Here is a 22921-nt window from a genome sequence, read left to right as displayed (position 1 = left end):
AATTACTTCTTCACAAAATATTATTAGAAGAATTTGAAAAAAAGCAAAAAAATTCAAGTACATGGTTTCAACTTTCCAAGTACTTGAGCATTTTTACTATTTGTTGAAAAAGGTGATAAGTTGTTTCTTAGTAGGGGCTTGAATTTTGTAGGTTAACTCACGATCACCACTATTTTCTATGCGTGGAATGATGGACTCTATTACATTAAATTTCCAAAAAGATGGTTTGCTTTTAGTACTCTTTTCCGTATCTTTTGTCATCATTTTGCGTTGAAATGGGTGTAGTTTAGCCATCAAAAATTTTTCTTTTATACGTATTAATAAGTAACCTTCGTCTGTTTCAGGATTGAACTTTTTCATTAGGGATTCACCTAATTCGAACGTATTCGATTTGTTTTGAACAGATGGGGATAGAACTAAAATATTCCCTTTACGGAACAAGGCTGTATTCGACACTTGCTTGAGACCTAAATCATTAATAAGAAAATCTAAGTTCACTTGAGACGCTTCGCTAGCGACTGACATATTCCATACCTCCTCAACATTTACAGACTCCTATGTTAAGTATACCCTATTTTCCTAAGGAAATCTTAGATACACTAAGATTTGCATGATATTTTTTGAAATATTTATAAAACTGTTGTGTATTTTCGTATCTATTTTAGGCTAAACCTTAAATTCCTCTTACTTTCATGTTAAAATAAGCACTTACCAAAAGAGAAGGAAGTGTTAAGTATGGTAGGTCGAAATGATCCTTGTCCATGTGGTAGTGGAAAAAAATACAAAAAGTGCTGTGAGTCAAAGCAGACTGATTCAATAGAAGAGGTACAAACCGAAGAATTGGAACGAATATTACAATCTTTTTATGACCACTATCCAGAGCGTAAGGATATGGAAGAATACGCAGATCTTGTGCGTGATTGGAGCAAAACGATAGGTGACTATTTAGATTTAGAAATGATTGAAGCCATCGTAATGGATGAGTTCTTCTTCCATTATAAACAGGAGATATGGTTAGGCTATCTTGAAAAGCAAAAGAAAAAAATGGTACGACCTTCAACACTAAATGTTCTGAGTCAATGGCAAAATCCATCGGTTTTCATTGGGAAAGTGGTAGAAGTAGATGAGAACTATATGACGGTATCCCATATACTCACGAAAGAGAGCATTTTGCTTAGACGAGAAAGTGATAAACCCGTACCTGTTGGAGTTCATGTATACTGTTTCATCTTGCCAGATGGCTCTAACAAAGAAAATCATTATTTAGCTATTTCTAGCTTAGTTTTCTTCCCGGTTGATCATCAGGAAGTTTTTGATAATATAGAAAAACAATTTGGAACAAAAGAGACACTATCAGCTTCAGCCTTTCTCAAGGACTTGGGAGCAACCTTATGGAAATTGCTTGGACAAAATGGCTATGAGGGTGGAGAGTATACACACTTTGAAGTCGGAGTATTACAAGTAGCCATAGATTTCCTGGAGAAAAATAATCGTGAATATGGCAAGTTTATAGAAATAGTGGAAGATTATTTAGTGGAGCAACAGCCAAATGCGCGTAAGGAAGTTGCAATTGCTGCCGGAGCCATTAGATTTGGTCAAGAAAATGGATTATTTGAACCATTTGATATGACGATAAAAGAAATTGCAGAGACATTTGAAGTTTCCACCTCTTCTCTAAATAAGTACTATAACGATTTAACAGAGTATTACAGAGGAAAATAGTTTAAGTATAAAAGGAGGATGGGACAAAACCCACCTCAAAATTAAAAGCAGTTCAAATTTTACGATGAGTAAAATTTGAACTGCTTTATTTTTATGTCTACTTCGTAGCCGTTGTTCTCCGTTACGGCGGACGCTTTCCTGGGGGCACGGGTCGAGCCTGTAGTCTCTCCCACTCGCTTTTCCCCTGGGAGTCGCCGCCTCCACTCCGCACAACTAATATTATTTTCAGGATGTAAAGTATCTCGCCATATAGAATTTCTACAGTATTTGTTTTAGCACCACATGTAAAAGAGGTAGGGACAGAAGTAGAAATTTTATTGGATAAGGGAAAACCTTAACTAAATAATGGATATTTAATAAAATTGATTGAAATGGAGGGGCGACTCCTACGGGAATAGCGTCCCGCCTGAGACTACAGGCTCAGGCCACGCCCGTGGAAAGCGTCCCTGGAATGGAAATCAATTTTGTGCACAGCGAAAAAACAGCATTTTTCTCACAGAGAAAAATGCTGTTTTGGGGTTCTGTCCCAGCCTCTATATAAATAATGATAAGTAAGTTCCTGTCGCTACGACTCATTTAATAATCCAAAACAAGTATTTAAAAAACCAATCTAATTAAACAATCCACCTAAAATATTCTTGCCCTTTGTTGAGCTAGTAGCTGTTTTATCTGCTTTCGTTCCACGGATAGGAGTATTAGTAAAGCTATCAAATTGTTTAGCTAGTTTATCCCGTGATCCTTTATTTCTCATTAAAAATGCTGCTCCAACACCTAGTGCAGCTAGTGCCATTTTGTTTTTATTCATAATAGTTTCCTCCTTATATTATTTTGTTATAAATTGTTTTCCCACATTTTTGGATATTAAACTATCGATTGGCTGATGTTTAGTAATTGATATAAAAGGATAAACAATTTAAAACATATTAAAGGGGAGTGGTACAATGTCAAAAAAACACCAAGATGACAAAGAAAAACAAGATATTTCAGGACGTATTATGGATAATCCTGATCTATTAAATACTGAAAAAGAAAGTATTTTTGATAAGGATGAGGATATGAAGACAGTTGATCCAATCCCGGTAGAAGAGTTAAATGAAAAGGTGAAGGATGAAAAAGATAAGCGAGGTACTAAATCTACCTCTGCGAGTGAAGAGCGTTATCCAGGATAATTTTCCATGAGTTGTTTATTTTCGCTAAACAATGGTGATAATTTAAGTGGTAAAGTTATCATGAAATGAAGGAGTGTTGCATAATGAGAATAAAAAAATTTCCATTACTTGGTATTGCTCTTATCTCAACTGTCCTATTATTAGGGGCTTGTGGAGATAAGGAAGAAGTGACCGAAGCACCTGATAAGGACGCTGCTCAAAGTGAATTTGGTTTTCAGTCATTTGAATTGGATGTAGATACGGCAGATCAAAAGGATGCAATTGATGCTTCTTTTGATATTGATATTTCAGAAACAGAGGCGGAGTACGTTAACCAATTAGAATCCATAAATCTTACAGGCGATGATGCCTATGCAGAGTTGGAACCAATCTTTAAAGAACTTGGCCTAACAAAAGATATGAGTAAGGATGAAGTGATCGAAAAGGTTACTCAAGCATTTGGAGTAGAGGAGTATACTGAATTCGAGTTAGAAGTAGAATTTTCTGACGGAGATACGCAAGAATTTAATGATAGAAAATAATAGATAAAAGCCTTGAGAGACGTTGGAATCGTTTCTTGAGGCTTTTTTTCTAGAAGTATAAGATACTAGTGGAAATAATGAGAAGTAGTAAGTGTTTGTCCCATAAAGAAGCAAAATAGCGAACGAAATTGCATCTTCGAGAGCTTACTCATTGAATAGGAAAGTATCTTTTCTCTAGTTATCTAAAAATGCACGAACCTATTCCTAAGGATTATAGAAGTGTGACGACCAGCATCTTTTAAAATTCACTCGGTAATAATTTAGCGACCTGTCTGTTCAAAGCACTTTGAAATCGATAGAAACAGGTTTTGTCCTAAAAGAGAGCTTACGCTTTTCTCGTTATGGTGTTGGGCTGGAATAATTACTTTTTCATTACAAAGTGATTAACATTAGCTTTATTGTGTTTAGGTTCTATCTTAAGGGGGGTAAGTAAAGAATAAGACTAAAAACTTTGAGGAGGCAACACCATGAACATTGAATCGAATAGACGAATTGAAATTGCTCGTACGGAAGAAGAAATGTATGAAAAATTGGAAGGCCTACAAAATCAGGGTTATACAGAAAGTGATATACATGTAATCTCAACTGAAAATGCACATTTAAATACACTTAGTCGTCATTCAGAAGTTTCTACACATGAGACTGGAACATTAATGGATAAGTTCAAATCCTGGTTTACTGGAGAAGATGCAATAGCAGAAGGACTAAGAAAATTAGATTTAAGTGAAGAGGAAAGAGCAAGATATGCAGGAGAAGTGGCAAGAGGAAGTATTGTCCTCTACACAGATGTCCTAACGTTTAACGATGAACCGATGTACGGTACCCATGAAAATGAGTTTGAACAAGAATATACAGATACAGTTGGCACAGATATGGTACAAAATCGTTTTATGGAAAACGAAGAACCGATTAGTGAGTATGCTAAGGAGCAGGGATTCACACCATCCAATAATAAGTTTGTAAATGATACAGATAGCCGCTTTGATGAACCTCAGGATCGCTTCGCACGTGGGGAGACCTTTTCAACCGATCCATACTTAGCTCGTGAAGAGGATCATATTGGACACTCTATGCAGGAAGATAGAGTAGTTAGAGAGTCTCGTCCGAAGATTGATGAAAATGTTATGACAGAAGAAAGAACATATGGCACGCAATCGCCAGGCGTCGATCCGAATCTAGGTCCTGCAGCGTATGGGAGTGAAACGGTAATTGAGGAAGAAGAGGAAAGACTTTCTCATGATCAATATGAAGAGAAATTGGAGTATCAAAAGAAACTAGATGATATCCCTCCAACTAATCGACTGTATTAAATTCCACTAAACTAATAGAACCTCTCTAATTGGAGAGGTTCTTCTTTGCATTCTATTATGAGATAATGAGAGTTAATCTAACTAACTGAGGTGACGTAAAAGTGGACTTTGTAGCGATCGATTTTGAAACAGCAAATAACCTACGTTCAAGTGTGTGCTCGGTAGGAATCGTGCAAGTTAAGAACGGGAAAATATATAGAGAAATACAATCCTTGATAAATCCTTTAAGTGAATTTCATTACTATAATACAAAAATTCATGGAATTACCGAATATATGGTACATAGTGCACCAACCTTTGAAGAATTTTGGCCAAACATGAAAAATCTTATTGAAGGTCAAGTTGTCATTGCACATAATGCTAGTTTCGACATGGGTGTTTTACAGGAATCCTTACGTCAATTTCATGAACCTTCTCCAAAATTTGAATATGGATGTTCTTATCGAATTGCTAAAAAGGTTTGGCCACAGCTATACAATCATAAGCTTTCAACTGTAGCGAGCTACTTAGGTATTTCTTTAAGACATCATGATGCCCTAGAGGATGCTCGTGCAGCAGCTATCATTACAATAGAAGCGATGCAGAAAACGCAAACAAATACAGTTCAACAAATGGCAAAACTACATAATGTGAAAATAAGCTCATCTATTCAAACGAAGAAACTGCCCACATCCAAGCGCAGTAGTAAATCAGACAAGACTATTGAATTTTTAGAACCGGAAAGTACAGAGCTAAATTCCAAGCATCCATTTTACGGAGCTCAAATTGTTTTCACAGGAAGAATGCTTTCTATGACAAGATCAAAAGCAGCCCAACTTGCAGTGAATTGTGGAGCAGTTTGCAAAGGGGCGGTCGACCTTCAAACAAATTACTTAGTCGTGGGAGATAATGATCTAGCCAAATATCTACAGGGCATTAAAAGCACTAAAATGCAAAAGGTAGAAGGCATGATTCAACAAGGGCTTCCAATTGAAATCGTAGGAGAGCAAGACTTTTTAAGATTAGTTCGATATACAATGTAGTTACTTAAATTAGGTTCTCTATATAGAAAAGTCTAGATAATTTCTCATGATTGAAGTTCTGATATAATGTGTAAAGCGATCTATATTGGAGTTTTTGGAGGAATCACATGAGAATCAAAACAAGAATAATTTTGGTCACAACAGTCTTAATCATTTCCATAATGGGTGTGGGGGGATTATCTACATGGGTATTGAGTGATGTTGTTTCTAAAAATAATGAGTTAGATAAATTAACAGAGATGCAAACAATTTCAAAGCATATACAGTTTCGTCTGGCTGGGCTATCCAATGATGAACGAGCACTTCTATTAACAGGTGATTTGACCTATGCCAAACAAATGGAAGAAAAGTCAGAGGATGTTTTATCTCAAATAAGTCGTTTAATCGAACTTGCTAGTACAACTAGTGACAAAAATGTTATAGAGGGTATCCAAAATGATTATAAAGAATTTTGGTCAGCAAGTCGGCAAGTAATAACTAATAGCACGATAAACAGAACAAAAGCAGAAGAAATCCATTTTGGAGAGGAACGAAGAATACGAAAAGAAGTTTTAGATCCGTCTTTCGATAGTTTTATAGAACAATTAGATGAAAAGACAACTCAAGCAAGTGCAAATCTACAAGAACAATCTAAGGCTAGTCAGATTATCTTAATAGCAATCTCTATAATAGCGATATTGGTGGGGATCATACTAAGTATAATTCTCTTAAAAGCTATTATTAGACCTTTGCGACAACTAAAAGAACAAATGACTGAAATTGCTAATGGGGATGGAGATCTAACAAAAACAATTCACATAAAAAATAAGGACGAATTAAGTGAAGTTAGTGGAGCTTTCAATCAGTTTATTTCTTTCCTGAGAGAGATGATAGCTAAAATTAGTTATTCAGCGGAACAAGCAGCTGCTTCTTCAGAAGAATTTTCTGCTAGTGCTGAGCAATCTAAATTTACCTCTCACCAAATTGCAGAAAGTGTACAAAATGTATCAATTGCTATGAATGATCAATCTACTATACTACTAGAAGGTACAAAAGCAGTTGAGCAATCTTTGGAGATTTTAAAGAATATGTCTGTATATACGATCGAGGTATCAGAAGAAACAACTGAGGTTAATAGCCAAGCAGAAGATGGTGAGAGGGCTGTAACAGAAATAGTTGCTAATATGGGGACTATACAGAAATCTGTAGATGAAGCTGATAAGAATATTAATTCATTAGCAAATGATGCATTGAAGATTGGTGACATAACCTCCATGATTAATGAAATAGCAGAGCAAACTAATCTACTAGCTCTAAATGCAGCAATAGAAGCTGCACGAGCGGGAGAGCATGGAAAAGGATTTGCTGTTGTCGCAGAGGAAGTCCGCAAGTTAGCGGAACAATCTAGTAAATCGGCAAATGAGATTAAAGAACTCATTACACTTATACAAAGTACATCTAAAAAAACAGTCAACACGATTGAAACGGTGAAATCAAGCGTGAATAATGGAATCCAATTAACTTCTGAGACTGCAGTTCAATTTAAAGAAATTATGCTATCGATTTCAAATGTTTCAGATAAGATACAGGAAATAGCTAATCAAACAGAACAGCTAACTGAGGATTTCACATCAGTCGCAGAAAAAAACGTACATGTTTCTAAGTTATTCAGTATAAATAGCGAAAGCACCAACGAAATAGCAACTGCTACTGAAGAACAATTAGCGTCCATGGAAGAGATCCAAATTGCTGCATCTTCTCTAACATCAGTTTCAGATTCCTTGAATGAAATGGTACATCGTTTTAAAATATAAATTTAACAGACATCCTATAAGTAGATTTTACTTGTAGGATGTCTTTCTTTGAAGAAAATTACCCTACTTATAAATAGTTAAACTACTTTAAAGGATTGTATAAATAATTGTCCGGGTGAAATGCTAATAGCAAGTTCAATAGAGAGGATGTATTACTTTGGATAATTCGATTGCTTATGGTGATGATTACAAATATATACCAGCAACTTCAGTAGGAAGTGGTATAGGTCAAGAGATTTTGCCGGACATTTTTTGTCATACCATTCAAATTGTCAATATATGTTTAGTGGGTAATGCCAATTCTGATGATTTTGTATTGATAGATGCTGGTATGCCGTACTCAGCAGAAGAAATTATTTCAGTAGTGGAGGATCGCTTTGGAGTAAACAAGCAACCCAAAGCCATTATATTAACCCATGGGCATTTCGATCATGTTGGGGCAATAATAGAATTAGTAAAAAAGTGGGGAGTTCCTGTCTATGCTCATGAGTTAGAATTACCTTTTTTAAAGGGGAAAGAAAGCTATCCAAAACCTGATCCTACTGTTGAAGGAGGATCAATTGCAAAAATGTCTTTTATATTCCCTGTTGATCCTATAAATCTGGGTAATCATGTAGAAGCCTTACCTTCAGATGGTACAGTACCTTTTATGGCTGGTTTTCAATGGGTTCATACACCGGGTCACACACCTGGACATATTTCATTATTTAGAGAAGTGGATAGGGTATTAATAGTTGGAGATGCATTTGTTACTGTAAAACAAGAATATCTTTATAAAGTGTTCACACAGGAACAGGAAATAAGTGGTCCACCAAGATATCTTACCCCTGATTGGGAAAAGGCTAGGGAATCGATAAATAAGCTTGCAAAATTAAAACCAAAAGTCGCAATTACAGGACATGGCTTACCTATGGCAGGAGATTTACTCACAAGTAATTTGCATTTGCTGATAACTGATTTTGACTCGATTGCTCTGCCTAGTCATGGAAAATATGTAAATAAAAAATTTCAGTAAAAATTCAAGGTCTCATTCATTCCAAAATGATGGGATCTTCTTTTAATTGTCAGAATAAAAAGTTAAAATATAACTAGATTAAGTGAAAGGGGAATGCATATGACATTTTCTATCGTTGGTTTCGATCCGCAAACAAAGGAATTGGGTGTAGCCGTTGCATCCAAATTTTTGTGTGTTGGAGCAGTAGTTCCATTTGCAAAGGCGGGTGTAGGCGCAATTGCAACTCAGTCCTGGGCAAATTTAGATTATGGTGTAGATGGCTTGGACATGCTGCAAAGAGGCATGTCACCGGAAGAGGTTCTAAAAGAGTTAGTTGCAAATGATGAAAAGTCTGGTGCCCGACAAGTTGGTATGGTAGATGCAAGTGGTCGTAGTGCTATATTTACTGGGAAAGATTGTTTCGATTGGGCAGGAGGATTGGCAGAAGCGAATTTTGCGATTCAAGGAAACATATTGGTCAGTGAAGATACAGTCAACGACATGAAGGCAGTTTTTCTACAAAAGGAGGGATCTCTTGCTGAACGACTATTGGCAGCATTACAAGCTGGTGATATTGCAGGGGGAGACAAACGGGGCAAACAATCTGCTGCTTTGTTAGTAGTAAAAGAAAATGGAAGCTATGGTGGCTATACAGATCGTTATATAGACCTTCGAGTGGATGACCATGCAGACCCAGTGAAAGAATTAGCGAGGCTCTTAAAACTTCACCAGCTCTATTTTACGGGAACAACTCCGGAAGATGTTGTGGCTATTGAAGGAGTACTAGCGAATGATATTCAAAATATGTTATATGAAAATGGTTTTTTAGATCGAGATCTTACTGAGGTGGATGACTTGTTAGATGCTATCCAGTCCTATCATCTTATTGAAAATTTTGATGAACGAGTTCAAGAAAGAGGTTTTATCGATAAAAAAGTTGTAGAATTTATGCGTATTAATAAGTAGGGTGTTAGCAAAATGGATTTGTAAAAGATACTTTTCAAAACTTATAATAACGAAATATAAAGAGACTGGGACAGAAGTAGAAATTTTATTGGATATGGAGAAACCTTTACTAAATAATAGATAGTTAATAAAATTGATTGAAATGGAGGGGCGACTCCTACGGGAATAGCGTGACGCCTGAGACTACAGGCTCAGGCAACGCCCGTGGAAAGCGTCCCTGGAATGGAAATCAATTTTGTGCACAGCAAAAAAACAGCATTTTTCTCACAGAGAAAAATGCTGTTTTGGGGTTCTGTCCAAGTCTCTTTTCTTTATGAAAGTATAAAATTTCTAATTCCATAAATTTCTTTTTAGTAGATAACCGAATCAAATTGAAAAGTATGCTTATATTATTATTTATATAAGATTAACGATAGCCTTAATTCCTTTCGAGGGGTTGGGCTATTTCTAATTGAGGAGGAATCGACTACAACAATTTAATATTTCGGATGAGAAGTATTTATAGGGGGTTTTTGCTACTAAAATATAACTATTTCTAATCGGAACTAAAGAACTGTTAATTTGTATAATTTATCTTTGAAAAGTAGTATATTAAATACATATTAACAAGTGGAAATAATTATAATTGGAGTGAAGTAAATGTTAACCGTATTCAAATCTCGCAAAGAGGATATAGAACAATTCAAACAAAAGATAGATGATTTAAATTCTAAATTGGATAAAAAAGATAATGAGTTTCAAATTTTCTTAAATGATTTACATAAAGAATTAGTGTCTACTATTGATCAGCATGACATCGTAAACAATCAACATGCTATTTTAGGGAAAATGGTTGGAGAAATTTTAAAAGAGTTTAAAAGAGTGGAAGAGAGCACGATAAACTCAAATAAGATATCGGATGAAGCACTGGCAAAAGGGGAATCATTAATCGCCTCATCGGATGAGATGGTTACTTTATCCGTGGATAGTAGAGAGGCCGTACACGCTGTAGAAAGCCTTATCGATAACTTAGGAGATCAGTCTAGAAAAACATCTGCAAGTATGAACCAATTAAGTGAACGCTCTAAACAGATTGAAGAAATTGTAAAAGTGATTAGCGATATTTCTAGCCAAACAAATTTACTTGCTTTAAACGCATCCATTGAAGCTGCGAGGGCAGGGGAGCATGGAAAAGGTTTTTCTGTTGTAGCAGATGAGGTTCGTAAACTTGCGGAAAGTACGAAGGAGAGTACTGCAGACATTGCAGATCTGACAAAAAAAATTCAAGAACAAATTTCAAAAGCGTATGAAGACAATATAAGCAATATGAACTTAGTAAATGAAGGAATGAAAACCAGTTCCGAAACATCCGAGCAAATAAACTCCTTGTTAAGCATCATTACAAATGTTCAGGGAGAGGTAAACGAACTATTAAATTTCATCAAGCATCAAAAAGTATCAAGTGAAGATGTTATACAAAAATTCCAAAAGACAACTGAATTATTCGATGAAACAAATGATGTGCTCATGAACCATATTGATGAATCAGAAGTAGTTACAGTAAAGCTTATAGAGGCTGTAGATAAAGTAAAAGGATTTCAATCCAAATAAAAATACCAAGTATCAGCAGGCTGATACTTGGTATTTTTATTTTGTTAGTTGAGTAAATTTCAACGAAATTTATTGTTCTTTTATAAAAAAAGTCGTTCCCGCTGGAGTGGCAGATGGCGACTCCAGCGAAAATCAGAGTTGTTAGAATTTCACTTTATAATATGCTTTTATGAATTGGTTCAATGAATTAAAAATTTATTTGAAAGTATGAGAAAAAGACAGAACTATTATCTTAATTTAATAAAAATCATAACTCTAGAAGTCGTTGTAATCCTTTAATTTAGAAATGAAAATAACCTGAATGCGTCTTAAGCACTCATTTATTCAATTTCCAAACGGCATAATTAAGACCCAATGCAAAAGCAACCCATCCAACATATGGAATCATCAGTGCACCCGCTGTTTTATCTACTTGTTGAAATTCGTATGCCGTTAACGTAATGCATGCTAGCATAAGAGTAATTTCTACAAGCGCGGTTCCACGTAATCCCCATCGGAAAAATAGAAAGGACCATAAATAATTCAAACCCAATTGTAGGTCATACAAGGGAACAGCAGTTGGAGAGTCCTTCTTTTTTTGATCTACACGGTATTTAGCAATTCCCATAGTCGTGTAGAGAGTGGTCCAAACGATAGGAAAAACAGCGCTAGGGGGGGAGAATGATGGCTGTTTTAGTTTTTTGTACTTCTCCTGCGCATTTTTATTAGCAATCCAACCAGTAATTGAGCCTCCAATCACTGGTATAAGAATACTAAGTGCTAATTTTTTTTTATTTATACGACCATTTACTTGTAGCAATTCCATTTTACAGCCTCCTTGTTCTATTTATTATTCCATTCCCTAAACCTTTCAAAATAATCTAGTTTTATCAAAATAGATTAATTAGAAAAATTAGAATATGGTATAATTGTCAAGTTAAATACATATCTGGGGGCGTCTATGAGACTTAAAATATTGCATACAAATGACATACATAGTAATTTTGAAAACTACAAAAAAATAGTTACTTTGATTAACCAACAGAAAGATGAAGACACGATTATTTTAGACGGAGGGGATTTTGCTGATTTTAAAAGCATTGAGCTCCAAGGCACTAGAGGTATGGCTGCTATAGAGTTATTAGCGGCCGCTGGGTACGATGCAATAACGATTGGTAATAATGAGATGTTCAATGGAATAGATACTCTAGAGCATATGGCGAGTAATAGCCCTATTCCTTTTATAAGCAATAATTTGTTTAAAAAAGATCGTACTTATATAAATGGAGTCAAACCTAGCGTTATTTTAGAAAAAAACGGACTTCGAATTCTCATTACAGGATCTTCTCCCGACATGGGAGTATTTAATGACGGACTGGGCATATATATGACTGATTATTCCAAAGCTATAAAAGAAGAAATAGATAAAAACGAAGGTAAGTACGACATTTGTATTTTATTAAGCCATGTTGGCACCTTTGCAGATGAACCACTCGCTGAAGAGATTAAAGAGATTGATATTATTGTTTCTGCGCATGATCATAAATTATTTGAACAAGCAAAGATTATCGATAAGACATTTATGAATAGCGCAGGTAATTACGGAGAACATATAGGTATTATGGAGTTAGAAATAGAGGATGGTAAAGTTCATCTTGTCCATTCAGAGACTATTTCTACAAAGGATATAAAAGAGAGTGAACAGATAGAATCTATTTTAAGATTCAATAAAGAAAAAGCTATAGAAGCATTAAGTAAACCTTTGTATACAGTGGAACATCCTTTGTGGCATGACGTTGTGGAAGAAAATCCAATTTCTAATTTAATAGCTGACGGGCTGAAGGATATGCTGGGAACAGAAATTGGCCTTATCAATAGTGGTATTTGTAATGCGGGAATATTTCATGAAATGACACCAAAAAAGCTAATCGAGATATGTCCTTCTCCATTAAATCCAACTTCCTTTGAGATGCAAGGTAAGCATTTAAAAGAAGCATTGGAGCAGTCATTAGATGCGCAAATATGCTTGGCAGATGGAAGAGGTCCAGGATTTAGAGGGAGATTTGTAGGGAGGCTGCATGCTTCGGGACTTCAAATAGAACATGATGGGAAGGATATCCATGCAATCTATGTAAATGGGGAATTATTAGAAGAGGATAAATGGTACTTAGTCGGTAGTTCTGATTATTTACAAAGAGGTTCTGGATATCCCTCTCTTGCGAACAATCGAAATGAAAAATATTTAGCAGAAGAAATAAAAGATGTTCTGCGTTTATATGGGGAAAAACAAGACTTTTGTGAGGAATCTTTGATTCATAGATGGAAAGAAGTTTCTAAAGTTAGGGGATAGTAAACGTGGAGCCTAAAAAAATTAGACAACGTGGTATGACAATAGGAAGATTATCTATTGGGAAAAAGAACTGTATCACGGATGTGCATGGTGTGAAAGTTGGACATGTTACATTAGACAGCCCACTTAGTGAAGGAGAATATGCTTGTACTGGAGTAACAGCGATCTTGCCCCATGGTGGTAATTTATTTCAACAGAAAGTAGTTGGAGCAAGTTATATCCTAAACGGTTTTGGAAAAACAACCGGTCTTGTACAAGTAAATGAGCTAGGGTTAATTGAATCACCGATCATGCTGACGAATACATTTGGCATTCCAGCAGTTTCTCAAGGGACACTCGAGTATATGCTAGAAAGAAACCCGGAAATAGGGGATTCTACGGGAACTATTAATATAGTAGTAGGGGAGTGCAATGACAGTCGGTTAAATTCAATTCGCAAGCTTCCTGTTGAGCCGAAGCATGCGATTGAGTGTATTCAAAATTCATCGTCAGAAACCTCACCTGAGGGAGCAGTTGGAGCAGGTAAAGGTATGATTTGCTTTGGATATAAGGGAGGTATCGGTTCCTCCTCACGTATTATTCAAGATAGTGATACAGTCTATACTGTGGGATGTATGGTGCTTAGTAATTTCGGAAGAAAAGAGGAATTTCAGGCTGCCAGGTATCAAGTGAATGAAGTGAAAGATGTTCCTACCTTTCCAAAGCCAGCAGACGGATCTATTATGATTGTATTGGCGACAGATGCACCTTTAAGTAATAGACAGCTTACACGTCTTGCTAAACGATGTGGGGTGGGGTTAGGTAGAACAGGTAGTCATTTTAGTAATGGAAGTGGCGATATAGTTATCGCATTTTCGACTGCTCATCAAATACAGCATAATTCACAAGAAAGTGTGGAGGTAAGGCGGCAATTACGAGATGACCACTCAATTATGAATGATTTATTCCAAGGAGTGGCAGAGGTAACAGAAGAGGCTATTTTAAATTCTTTGTCACAGGCTGTAACTACAACAGGGCGAAATGGAACGGTAGTTCATGCATATCCTTTTGAATAAAATGAAGGCTGATCTTCTCCATGGAGATCAGCCTTATTTTGAATAAAGATATTATTTGGGAATTCAATATTGTGTTATGAATTTTAAATAACAACATTATATTATAAGGGAGGTGTTTAGATGAATCTTGTTGCTTGGACAATAGTTGTCTGTGAAATTGGATTTTGGGTTGTTATCTTACTAGGCCTTTTAGTCCGCTATATGTTTAAACGTGAAAAACTAGGCTTATTCTTTCTGGCACTGACGCCTGTTATCGATCTTGTTCTTCTCATCGTCACAGCTGTAGATTTATATAACGGTGCAATAGCCAATCGATTTCATGCACTTTCAGCGATTTACCTTGGAGTATCTATTGCATTTGGTAAAAGTATGATTCGATGGACGGACGAACGGTTTCTTTATTATGTGAAAAAACAAGGCACGAGACCCATCCGTAAAACTGGTATGGATTATGCCTATCACTCTATGAAAGGATCTATTTTGCATCTTCTTGCTTATGCTATCGGTGCTGTAATTATTGTTGCGATGATCTATTTCATAGATGACACTACAAGAACAAAAGTATTATCCGGCACATTGGAACTCTGGTTATTCATCCTCGGAATTGATTTTGCTATTTCAATTTCTTACTTCATCTGGCAACGGCCAAAGAAAGAGAAGTGAGCATACTGTTGTTATTAAAACTCCAATTTAATTTTACCTTCAACAAATGCTAAGTAGGCATCAAATTTTTGACCGTTTTCGGCTTCAAATCCTTTGATAATATTTGTTTTACCCTTTGTACAAAGCATTTTTATTTGGCTAGGGGTTATTTTTTTCTTTAAAAAGTATCCATTAAATGTCTGTGTACATCCATTTTTGTATTCTGTGCAACCATAGAAGTTCTTATGGGCAATAATGGAACCTTTATGACATTTAGGGCAGGTTACAATGGGATCTCTCTTGAATTTAGCATCATATTTTGATGGACGAGGTGCTAGCTTTATATCAATTTGTTTTGTTTTTAACTGATGGGGTACCTCTTGCATCAAACTATGGATAAACTTTGCAATACTACCTAGAAAACGATCCATCGAGCCCTCGCCATTACCGATTTTTCGTAAATAGGTTTCCCATTTAGCTGTCATCGATGGACTAGCGAGAAGATTACCGTCAATTGCCTGACAGAGGACTCGTCCTTTATCTGTTATGGAAACAATGTTTTTCGTTACGCTAATATAACCGTGTCGCTTAATCGTTTCGATAATCCCACTTCGAGTTGCTTCCGTACCGAGCCCCTCTACTTCTTTTAAAATTTCTGTTTCCAGTTTGTCTTCCACAAGCTTTCCACAGGTTTTCATCATGGCGATGAGCTGTCCTTCTGTATATGGCTTCGGAGGCAATGTTTTCCCTTCTTTAATACCAATATTGCTTTCTACTTTTTCCTGCTCCTGTAAGGGTGGAAGGGGTTGATCATCTTTATCCTTGGATGAACGCGGAAATAGCGCTTTCCATCCTTGATCACGCTCAGTTTTCCCAGTCGTGAAGAAGGGCAGGTCGTTTACATCGGTGGTTACCTTCGTTTCCGTATATAAGTAATCGGTATGGAACATTGCCAGTGTAGTACGTACGATTTCCTCATATAAATTTCTTTCCACACTAGATAGTCCAGCAAGTTTAGCGGGAGTAGGGAGCTTCTTCGTTGGAATGATGGCGTAATGCTCCTGTACTTTTGAGCTATCAACGTAACGCTTTTTAGGAGCGAGTGAAGCAACTTCAAATGGGTGACCAATAATTTGCTGATAAGCCGAAACCTGAGCAGCTATATAGGAAAACTCATTTGGTGTAATATGTCTTGCGTCAGTTCTTGGGTAAGAAACTAATTTTTTCTCATAAAGCCCTTGCATCGTTTTTAGCACATCTGCTGGGCTTGTTTTCCATAAGCGATTGGCTGTTGCCTGTAATGTCGACAAAGAATGGAGCTGAGGAGGCGGCGTTCGTTTATCGATTTTTTCTACAGAAGTAATAACACCCGGAGAGTTAGGCTGAATATGATGCCCGGAAAGGAGCTCTAGAATCTTTTCTCTTTTGGACTCCTTAGCCTTCGCTTTTCCTTTATATTCTCCTTTTTCCGCTTGGAAAGTAGCTTCTATTTCATAAAAGGGTTCCGAAACAAATTGCTCAATTTCTTGTTGACGTTGGTAAATCAAGAAAATAGTCGGTGATTGGACTCTCCCTATAGGAAATACTTCCTTAATACCTTGTCCCTGCAACAAAAGAGAATATAATCTGGAGCCATTCATACCTACTAACCAATCACTGATTTGACGAGCCTTGGCTTCGTCGTATAATAAAAGGTCCTTACGATTATCCTGTAAATTACTAAAGCCTTTTAGTACTTCATCAACCTCTAAGGAATTAATCCATAACCGTTTAATTGTTTGACCCCGTGCTCCGCTTTGGTTGTATATACTATAGAAGATATTCGATCCTTCACGGTCTACGTCACATGCATTAATAACTGTATCAGTAGATTTAAGTAATTTTTTCACTACGGAAAACTGCTTAAATTTCCCTTTGGCAATCTGAAATTCATACTTCTCTGGTAAAATAGGTAAACTTGCTAGTGACCATTTATCCCATTTTGGGTCATATGCTTTTGGCTCTTTCAATTCAACTAAGTGGCCGATTCCCCAAGTTATAAAAGCTCCTTCTGGGAAGATGGGACAAGGGTTGATTTCTAAATAGCCTTCGTGACGTTTTACTTTAAAAGCATCCGCATATGCCTTTGCTTGACTAGGTTTTTCGGCAAGTATGACCGGTTTCATGAGGACACCTCTTTTCCTTTGGTAAAAGAAACGCTAGTTCAATTATTATCACATATATGCAGGATATTTTCTAATCTGATTGGCTAGGGATAGGACGTGGGGAATAAATAAAGAGAATAATATGATGTTCTATAAAAAGCAAACTGAATTTATTATTAAGAGCAATATGCTCAATGAAGCTTCAATAAAAAAGCGATTTTCCTATGCTAAGGATGAAATCGCTTCTTTTGTTCCTGTTTCAATACTAGGTTGTTTCAAAGATTGCTTCTGAATCGCATCTTTGACTAACTGTTTTTCTATCCTTTTGCCCTGTTACGTCTAGAACTAAAACATTCACTATCTTTCCACCGTACGTTAATGTTTAAGCTGTTTTCAGTCTTTTTTGTTTGATAATCAATCGATCGCCTTTTTCCAAAGGTGCATGAAACATCAATAAATAGGATGAAAGAAGAAATACAATGGATAACCCAAACAAGATGTTAACAAACTGTAGATGGTGCATGAAAATTACTTCTATTAACCAGCTTATATTACCGAAAACAATGATAGGCACACATATAATTAAGAGTAATGTTGCCGCAGCAAGAGAAAATAAAGTACCATAATTGAACCAAATCGTTTTTGCGATCATTCCTAAACTAAATAAAAAGATAATCCAAGAAAAATCTACCCATAGATATATAAGCCAATTCGAGCTATTTACTAGATCTGCTAAATGAAAAAAGTTAACAGAACGACTGCCACTACTAATAATATTTGTGCTCAGGTAGTAAAACAAATTTAGAAGTGTCACACTGATAACACTAAAAATAAATGCGGAAAGATATATAGCCAAAACGAACTGATTTCTAGTACCACCTAAAGAAAGAATATAATTATACCCTTTGAAATTAATAAACGGATATAGTAGAAATACAATGTAAAGTGGACCGAAAAAGATAAATGATGCAGATTCTGCATCAATAAATCCTAATAAGTTAAAGAAAACAAAGAGCACGAAAGTAATTACAACATTTATATAAAAGGTTCTGCTCATTTCTTTCATCATTAATCGGAATGGTCCAGTAAATGTATTCATACTTTTTGCACCTCTTTTTTGGTTGTATAGTTAACAAGATAGTCCTGTAATGGTGCCTTTTCCACAGTAACACCAGCTTCTTTTGCTCTTGATTTCCATTCATCCGTAAATACGTCGTCAATCATCACATTGATTTGTTTTCCAAGTTTTCTTTTTTCTAAAATGGTATGCCCTTCTATTAAAGGTTCTATTATCTTTGCTGATCCGGATAAATGAATACCATGCATTTTTAACTCTTCTGTATCTTCATAACGTACAATTGTCTGCTGATTGATGATAGCAATCTTCTCACATAACGCTTCAATTTCATCAATATGATGTGTAGATAAAATAATTAAACGAGGATCTTCCTCATACGTATTAAGGAGCGCATCGTAAAACTGCTTTCTCATATAAGCATCAAGCCCATTCGTTGGTTCGTCCATAATCGTTACGGGAGATTTACTAGCAAGACCCATTATAATTTGTACCATTGTCTGCATCCCTTTAGAGAACTTTCTGATTTTCTTTTTTAGTGGTAATTCAAATAAAGCAACTAGATGTTCTGCTAGCTCCATATCCCAGTTTTTATTAAATAATGCTCCATAATGTAACGCATCTTCAACATTCCAAAGATCTGAGAAGGGGTGATTTTCTTGTATATACGTGATGGTGTTCATCGTTTCATTATTGTTATAAGGGATAATACCGTTCACATTGATGGAACCAGCATCTATATTTTCCATACCGGATAAAAGCTTCATGAGCGTTGTTTTTCCAGATCCATTTCTACCCCAGAGCCCTATGATAATTGGCTTAGTTTCAGAAATATTTACATTCTTTAGAGCTGGGTTATTCCCATATGAAAACGAGACATTTTCGAGTTTAATCATCCTTATAATCCTCCTTGATTATTTGAAGTAATTCTACTTTTTTTATTTCAATTCGCTTAGCTTCTTCCATCATTGGTCTTAAATACTCGTTGTAGAAGTCTTCTTTACGCTTTTCAAGTAACTTTTGTTTGGCACCTTTTGAAACAAACATTCCAACGCCACGTTGCTTATATACATATCCAGAATCGACTAATGCAGCAAGCCCTTTTTGAACAGTTGCACGGTTTATTTGATAAAATTTTGAAATTTCGGTGGTAGAAGGAATTTGATCGCCTTCTAATAACTCACCTTCCACAATTTCATTGGCAATCATATCTGAAATTTGCTGGAAAATAGGTTTCGAGTCATCAAAAACAGCTTTCACGATTTTCTCCTTTCTCAATGGTTGATTGGTTGATTAGTTGTGTAATCAACCATATAATAATTTTTTACATTTGTCAATCCTTGCATTCGTTGCTTTGATACAAAGTTTTATCCCTTTCGTATTCTATATCATGATGAGAGGGGGAAAATAATACAGACTTTAAAACTAAAAAGGATAGAGGAGCAGGAACGATGTCTGCTTTCTCTATCCTTTTTCATTTTTTAGTATTTTTCTAAATAATAGATCCTTACGTAAGCGATCGGTTATCAATGAGGGTTCACCCCCAAAACTATTCACTTATTTAGTTATTCACTATATTCCCCATGGAAATGGATAACCTATTCCACATGTTGATCTGATTTACGATTATAACTAAATCTACATATTCTTTTTCAGCATAATGGTCTCTTACTCGGTGATACAGCTCATCATTCACTCCTCTTTCTGAGATTAATGTCATGTTTTCAGCTAGTTCTAACGCTACTTTTTTGGTACCACTGATTTAGTTAAAGCCTTTGAAAAAATAAGTTATTTTAACTTCAAAAAATAAGCAATTAGCATAAAATACATAAAAGACAAATAAAATCCTTGATGAAAAGTATCTTCAAGTAAAATAATCATAATAAAATCGAATTCCTTGTGGACGACGGATTATATGCTATGAAAAAAGAGAAGTTTGTATTGTTACAAAAACTTAAAGCAAAAAATCATCCGTTCAAAGGTCCATTCACCATTAGACGTGTCCAGCCAGGTAATGTTATTGGGAATAAAAATGCGGATACTGTATTTGGACCGATAGCTATCATTGATCATGCGGAAAAAGTAAAAGGTAGAAATCATAAAGCAATCGCAAAAATATAATTGTGATGTAGTTGGGAAGAAATTTGATAAAGAATCGATAGATGTAAAGGATTCCTATAATTATGACTAATAAAAATCCCATTCCTAAGAAGGAATGGGATGTACTTCAATTATTAGTTATGAGCTATAATTACTAATTTGCCCTCATCTAATTCTTTTTCTGCTGCTTCCGCCTCTTGTTTAGAGATACCAGCTGCTTCCATTTTACTGCGAAGCTCATCTCCACGAGAAGTAAACATGTTTTTAAATGATTGTAAAAAGCCTTGTTCTTTCATGCCCACATCAGAAGTGTCGAGCGCATCATTAATATCGTCTGCTCGTTCTTTAAAATGGGCGAAAATATGAATATTGTCTCGAACGTATCCTTGTGTCTCAAGTTTTTCAATTTCTTGTTTAGCTTGAACTGCATTTTCAACTGTTAGTTTGACTGTCATGTATAATTCCTCCATTTTATTAGTAATGTGTTCTAGTTTATATTTACCCGGTAATAGTAACTTTAAACAAAATAGGTTCGAATGAATCCAAATATGTGAAAGAAATGGTTGGTTTTGATATGCTTAAAAGAAAAAGAGAATGGATGTTATTTAGATGGAAAATAAATTAGATCAAGTAGCCAGCTTTAAAGCGGCAATGGGGAATTATCCTACTGGAGTCACTGTAGTTACAGCTTATAATAGCGATGGTAAACCAATGGGATTAACCGTTAATTCCTTCGCTTCTGTTTCGTTGGAACCATTATTAATATTATGGTCTATTGATAAAAGAGTATACTCATACGAAGAGTTTTTAAAAGTAGATAAGTTTACGGTAAATATTCTAGCAGCAGATCAAGGAGATATTTGTAATTTATTCGCTAGCAAAGTAGAGGATAGGTTTGCTGAGTGTGAATGGAATAAATCAGAATTGAATTTGCCGGTGCTTTCTAACTCGTTAGCAACATTAGAATGTAAAGTATTTAATAAAGTGGAAGCTGGCGATCATACAATTATGATAGGTGAAGTACTGCATATTCAAAATGCGGCAAAAGAGCCTTTAATGTATCACCGTAGAAATATCGGTGGTATACCTACAGAATTTTATAAATGAGTAAAAAGGATATCCTGGTGGATATCCTTTTGTTTGTAATAGGATTATTCGATTTATTAAAGACGGCTCTAATAGAATTGGTCTAGGTATAAATACTTTCAAATGAACTATAAATCTCGAAATTTTTTGTTATGAAGGAAAATATACCTAGTAACATTTCCTTTTTGTGGGCAATCAAAAGGTTCATTAATTTAGTAATTTAAGAGAATTGTAAGAGTAATCTATTACAATAAAAGAAATGAATTTTAATATTTCCAACTTGAATATACAAATTAATAAATTGAAGAAGAGGGATAATATGGACTACCAACAAAGTAAACTCAAGAAAAAAAATGATAACTTGGTAAGGAAGGAAGTATTCAACATTTCTTTATCTGTATTGAAAACATTCATAGTTGCACTAGTAAATTCTAATGGAAATATAGTAAAAGCTAATGAGAAGTTTTTAAGTGTTTTTAACTATTCGTTGGATGATATAGAGACTTTAACTATTGATATGGTAATTAGTGAGTCCTCAAACCCTGGTTTTAAAAAAACTATGTATGAAAATATCGAGAAGGAAAAGTATTGGTCAGGTAATTTAAGACTAATAGATAAATTTCACCAACCAGTAGATTCTATTGTTGATATTTTGGAATTTAGAGGTGATGGTGATAATGAAAGGAATTATCTTTTAATAATACTTCCTGTCAATAGATTCAACGAAGAAGAAAAGTGGAGAAGTATTGCCTACACAGATGATCTAACTGGTCTTCCTAATCGTAGGAAATTTAGCGAATGCATCTCTTATCATATAGAAAAGAGTAATCAACAAAGTTCAAAATTTGGGCTATTATTTTTGGATATTGATAATTTTAAACATATAAATGATCAATATGGTCATGTTGTTGGCGATCAGCTTTTAAAAGAATGTGCATTAAGATTAGTGGATGCTGTGGGCAATAGTGCGGTTATATTTCGCAAAAGTGGGGATGAATTTTTAATTATTGTTGAAGAAGTGGGGAAAGTGAAAGATATTTGCGATTCTATTCAACATCAATTTACAGCTAATTTTTATATCGATAATAGTCCTATTTCAGTCTATATAAGCTTAGGAAACAGTGTTTACCCTGATTGCGGGCTTTACGAAGAATCATTAATCCATCATGCAGATAGAGTGATGTATGAACAAAAGAAACAGAACAAATCTAAGAGAGAATTTGTTACTCCAAAAAGATAAGACATGTCTAAACTACACATTGGAATAGATAACAATAAAAGCAGAAGTCCCCTAATAGCTTCAATAAGAAACAGTAGAGGACGATAAAGGCAATTTTTCGTAATATACTCGAAGTATACATCTCCATATTGCTATGCTGGTGCAACCATTCATAGTACATTTT

At 35.3% G+C, this 22921-nt stretch carries 23 protein-coding genes and 1 pseudogene; 15 read left to right on the top strand and 9 right to left on the bottom strand.

Annotation, left to right across the window (positions count from 1 at the left end; all coding sequences use genetic code 11):
- Window positions 1-96: 96 nt before the first annotated feature.
- Window positions 97-525, bottom strand: coding sequence for a hypothetical protein (locus MKY37_RS07630; protein WP_340775562.1), 429 nt, complete (start codon window positions 523-525; stop codon window positions 97-99).
- Between the two features lie 210 nt (window positions 526-735).
- On the opposite strand from MKY37_RS07630, the gene MKY37_RS07625 reads away from it, so the two are divergent.
- Entirely contained in the window at window positions 736-1722 is a 987-nt protein-coding gene (locus tag MKY37_RS07625) for a YecA family protein (RefSeq protein WP_340775559.1), read from the top strand.
- 610 nt (window positions 1723-2332) lie between these two features.
- Here the strand turns inward: MKY37_RS07625 and MKY37_RS07620 are convergent.
- Complete coding sequence (locus MKY37_RS07620) at window positions 2333-2527, bottom strand: hypothetical protein (RefSeq protein ID WP_340775557.1); 195 nt, start codon at window positions 2525-2527, stop codon at window positions 2333-2335.
- A 136-nt stretch (window positions 2528-2663) separates the two neighbouring features.
- Between MKY37_RS07620 and MKY37_RS07615 the strand changes: the two genes are divergently transcribed.
- From MKY37_RS07615 to MKY37_RS07580, 8 genes are all read left to right on the top strand, one after another.
- A complete protein-coding gene (locus MKY37_RS07615; protein ID WP_340775556.1) occupies window positions 2664-2891 on the top strand; it encodes a hypothetical protein in 228 nt (75 codons plus the stop codon).
- A gap of 83 nt (window positions 2892-2974) precedes the next feature.
- Entirely contained in the window at window positions 2975-3412 is a 438-nt protein-coding gene (locus MKY37_RS07610; protein WP_340775554.1) for a YusW family protein, read from the top strand.
- 467 nt (window positions 3413-3879) lie between these two features.
- Entirely contained in the window at window positions 3880-4722 is an 843-nt protein-coding gene (locus MKY37_RS07605) for a general stress protein (protein WP_340775552.1), read from the top strand.
- A 101-nt stretch (window positions 4723-4823) separates the two neighbouring features.
- Window positions 4824-5744, top strand: coding sequence for an exonuclease domain-containing protein (locus MKY37_RS07600; protein ID WP_340775550.1), 921 nt, complete (start codon window positions 4824-4826; stop codon window positions 5742-5744).
- A 107-nt stretch (window positions 5745-5851) separates the two neighbouring features.
- Complete coding sequence (locus MKY37_RS07595; protein ID WP_340775548.1) at window positions 5852-7537, top strand: methyl-accepting chemotaxis protein; 1686 nt, start codon at window positions 5852-5854, stop codon at window positions 7535-7537.
- Window positions 7538-7694: 157 nt separating this feature from the next.
- Entirely contained in the window at window positions 7695-8552 is an 858-nt protein-coding gene (locus MKY37_RS07590; protein ID WP_340775546.1) for an MBL fold metallo-hydrolase, read from the top strand.
- A gap of 99 nt (window positions 8553-8651) precedes the next feature.
- Entirely contained in the window at window positions 8652-9497 is an 846-nt protein-coding gene (locus tag MKY37_RS07585) for a DUF1028 domain-containing protein (RefSeq protein WP_340775543.1), read from the top strand.
- A 639-nt stretch (window positions 9498-10136) separates the two neighbouring features.
- Complete coding sequence (locus MKY37_RS07580) at window positions 10137-11087, top strand: methyl-accepting chemotaxis protein (RefSeq protein ID WP_340775540.1); 951 nt, start codon at window positions 10137-10139, stop codon at window positions 11085-11087.
- A 316-nt stretch (window positions 11088-11403) separates the two neighbouring features.
- On the opposite strand, the gene MKY37_RS07575 is transcribed toward MKY37_RS07580, so the two are convergent.
- Window positions 11404-11892 carry a TspO/MBR family protein gene (locus tag MKY37_RS07575; RefSeq protein WP_340775537.1) on the bottom strand — a complete coding sequence of 163 codons (489 nt, stop codon included), beginning with the start codon at window positions 11890-11892 and terminating at the stop codon, window positions 11404-11406.
- A gap of 135 nt (window positions 11893-12027) precedes the next feature.
- Between MKY37_RS07575 and MKY37_RS07570 the strand changes: the two genes are divergently transcribed.
- The 3 genes from MKY37_RS07570 to MKY37_RS07560 all read left to right on the top strand — a co-directional run bounded on the left by MKY37_RS07570 (window position 12028) and on the right by MKY37_RS07560 (window position 15134).
- On the top strand, window positions 12028-13416 hold the full coding sequence (locus tag MKY37_RS07570) for a bifunctional metallophosphatase/5'-nucleotidase (protein WP_340775535.1): 1389 nt from the start codon (window positions 12028-12030) through the stop codon (window positions 13414-13416).
- Window positions 13417-13451: 35 nt separating this feature from the next.
- Window positions 13452-14471, top strand: coding sequence for a DmpA family aminopeptidase (locus MKY37_RS07565; protein WP_340779863.1), 1020 nt, complete (start codon window positions 13452-13454; stop codon window positions 14469-14471).
- A 120-nt stretch (window positions 14472-14591) separates the two neighbouring features.
- Complete coding sequence (locus MKY37_RS07560; RefSeq protein WP_340775533.1) at window positions 14592-15134, top strand: hypothetical protein; 543 nt, start codon at window positions 14592-14594, stop codon at window positions 15132-15134.
- 14 nt (window positions 15135-15148) lie between these two features.
- Here MKY37_RS07560 and topB read toward each other — a convergent pair whose 3' ends face one another.
- The 5 genes and pseudogenes from topB to MKY37_RS07535 form a co-directional block, all read right to left on the bottom strand.
- The gene (topB, locus tag MKY37_RS07555; protein ID WP_340775531.1) at window positions 15149-17278 is read right to left on the bottom strand and encodes a type IA DNA topoisomerase; all 2130 of its coding nucleotides are present in this window, start codon (window positions 17276-17278) and stop codon (window positions 15149-15151) included.
- A gap of 361 nt (window positions 17279-17639) precedes the next feature.
- The gene (locus MKY37_RS07550; protein WP_340775529.1) at window positions 17640-18356 is read right to left on the bottom strand and encodes a hypothetical protein; all 717 of its coding nucleotides are present in this window, start codon (window positions 18354-18356) and stop codon (window positions 17640-17642) included.
- The gene (locus MKY37_RS07545) at window positions 18353-19228 is read right to left on the bottom strand and encodes an ABC transporter ATP-binding protein (RefSeq protein ID WP_340775527.1); all 876 of its coding nucleotides are present in this window, start codon (window positions 19226-19228) and stop codon (window positions 18353-18355) included. Before MKY37_RS07545 ends, MKY37_RS07550 begins: the two co-directional genes overlap by 4 nt.
- On the bottom strand, window positions 19221-19592 hold the full coding sequence (locus tag MKY37_RS07540) for a GntR family transcriptional regulator (protein WP_340775525.1): 372 nt from the start codon (window positions 19590-19592) through the stop codon (window positions 19221-19223). Before MKY37_RS07540 ends, MKY37_RS07545 begins: the two co-directional genes overlap by 8 nt.
- A 301-nt stretch (window positions 19593-19893) precedes the next feature.
- A pseudogene (locus tag MKY37_RS07535) lies at window positions 19894-20091 on the bottom strand (carboxymuconolactone decarboxylase family protein); the annotation flags it as partial.
- Window positions 20092-20252: 161 nt separating this feature from the next.
- On the opposite strand from MKY37_RS07535, the gene MKY37_RS07530 reads away from it, so the two are divergent.
- Window positions 20253-20453: a hypothetical protein gene (locus MKY37_RS07530; RefSeq protein ID WP_340775523.1), complete on the top strand. Its 201-nt coding sequence runs from the start codon at window positions 20253-20255 to the stop codon at window positions 20451-20453.
- 113 nt (window positions 20454-20566) lie between these two features.
- On the opposite strand, the gene MKY37_RS07525 is transcribed toward MKY37_RS07530, so the two are convergent.
- A complete protein-coding gene (locus tag MKY37_RS07525; RefSeq protein ID WP_340775520.1) occupies window positions 20567-20887 on the bottom strand; it encodes a general stress protein in 321 nt (106 codons plus the stop codon).
- A gap of 154 nt (window positions 20888-21041) precedes the next feature.
- Here MKY37_RS07525 and MKY37_RS07520 point away from each other — a divergent pair, with 154 nt between their 5' ends.
- Both MKY37_RS07520 and MKY37_RS07515 read left to right on the top strand, forming a co-directional pair.
- A complete protein-coding gene (locus MKY37_RS07520; protein ID WP_340775518.1) occupies window positions 21042-21539 on the top strand; it encodes a flavin reductase family protein in 498 nt (165 codons plus the stop codon).
- Between the two features lie 298 nt (window positions 21540-21837).
- On the top strand, window positions 21838-22758 hold the full coding sequence (locus tag MKY37_RS07515; RefSeq protein ID WP_340775516.1) for a sensor domain-containing diguanylate cyclase: 921 nt from the start codon (window positions 21838-21840) through the stop codon (window positions 22756-22758).
- Window positions 22759-22921 lie beyond the last annotated feature (163 nt).

This window comes from Psychrobacillus sp. FSL K6-2836, from assembly GCF_038003085.1.
In the GTDB taxonomy this organism is placed as follows: Bacteria; Bacillota; Bacilli; order Bacillales_A; family Planococcaceae; genus Psychrobacillus.
Note: the sequence above shows the minus strand (reverse complement) of the source record. Positions and strands in the feature narration are given on the sequence as shown.

What these genes read in the sequence shown, in the direction of transcription:
- MKY37_RS07530 (WP_340775523.1), top strand. Translation starts at nt 20,253, where the DNA reads ATGAAAAAAGAGAAGTTTGTATTGTTACAAAAACTTAAAGCAAAAAAT.
- topB (WP_340775531.1), bottom strand. Translation starts at nt 17,278, where the DNA reads ATGAAACCGGTCATACTTGCCGAAAAACCTAGTCAAGCAAAGGCATAT.
- MKY37_RS07580 (WP_340775540.1), top strand. Translation starts at nt 10,137, where the DNA reads ATGTTAACCGTATTCAAATCTCGCAAAGAGGATATAGAACAATTCAAA.
- MKY37_RS07520 (WP_340775518.1), top strand. Translation starts at nt 21,042, where the DNA reads ATGGAAAATAAATTAGATCAAGTAGCCAGCTTTAAAGCGGCAATGGGG.
- MKY37_RS07545 (WP_340775527.1), bottom strand. Translation starts at nt 19,228, where the DNA reads ATGATTAAACTCGAAAATGTCTCGTTTTCATATGGGAATAACCCAGCT.
- MKY37_RS07595 (WP_340775548.1), top strand. Translation starts at nt 5,852, where the DNA reads ATGAGAATCAAAACAAGAATAATTTTGGTCACAACAGTCTTAATCATT.
- MKY37_RS07605 (WP_340775552.1), top strand. Translation starts at nt 3,880, where the DNA reads ATGAACATTGAATCGAATAGACGAATTGAAATTGCTCGTACGGAAGAA.
- MKY37_RS07560 (WP_340775533.1), top strand. Translation starts at nt 14,592, where the DNA reads ATGAATCTTGTTGCTTGGACAATAGTTGTCTGTGAAATTGGATTTTGG.
- MKY37_RS07575 (WP_340775537.1), bottom strand. Translation starts at nt 11,892, where the DNA reads ATGGAATTGCTACAAGTAAATGGTCGTATAAATAAAAAAAAATTAGCA.
- MKY37_RS07620 (WP_340775557.1), bottom strand. Translation starts at nt 2,527, where the DNA reads ATGAATAAAAACAAAATGGCACTAGCTGCACTAGGTGTTGGAGCAGCA.
- MKY37_RS07550 (WP_340775529.1), bottom strand. Translation starts at nt 18,356, where the DNA reads ATGAATACATTTACTGGACCATTCCGATTAATGATGAAAGAAATGAGC.
- MKY37_RS07630 (WP_340775562.1), bottom strand. Translation starts at nt 525, where the DNA reads ATGTCAGTCGCTAGCGAAGCGTCTCAAGTGAACTTAGATTTTCTTATT.
- MKY37_RS07625 (WP_340775559.1), top strand. Translation starts at nt 736, where the DNA reads ATGGTAGGTCGAAATGATCCTTGTCCATGTGGTAGTGGAAAAAAATAC.
- MKY37_RS07525 (WP_340775520.1), bottom strand. Translation starts at nt 20,887, where the DNA reads ATGACAGTCAAACTAACAGTTGAAAATGCAGTTCAAGCTAAACAAGAA.
- MKY37_RS07515 (WP_340775516.1), top strand. Translation starts at nt 21,838, where the DNA reads ATGGACTACCAACAAAGTAAACTCAAGAAAAAAAATGATAACTTGGTA.
- MKY37_RS07615 (WP_340775556.1), top strand. Translation starts at nt 2,664, where the DNA reads ATGTCAAAAAAACACCAAGATGACAAAGAAAAACAAGATATTTCAGGA.
- MKY37_RS07570 (WP_340775535.1), top strand. Translation starts at nt 12,028, where the DNA reads ATGAGACTTAAAATATTGCATACAAATGACATACATAGTAATTTTGAA.
- MKY37_RS07610 (WP_340775554.1), top strand. Translation starts at nt 2,975, where the DNA reads ATGAGAATAAAAAAATTTCCATTACTTGGTATTGCTCTTATCTCAACT.
- MKY37_RS07565 (WP_340779863.1), top strand. Translation starts at nt 13,452, where the DNA reads ATGACAATAGGAAGATTATCTATTGGGAAAAAGAACTGTATCACGGAT.
- MKY37_RS07585 (WP_340775543.1), top strand. Translation starts at nt 8,652, where the DNA reads ATGACATTTTCTATCGTTGGTTTCGATCCGCAAACAAAGGAATTGGGT.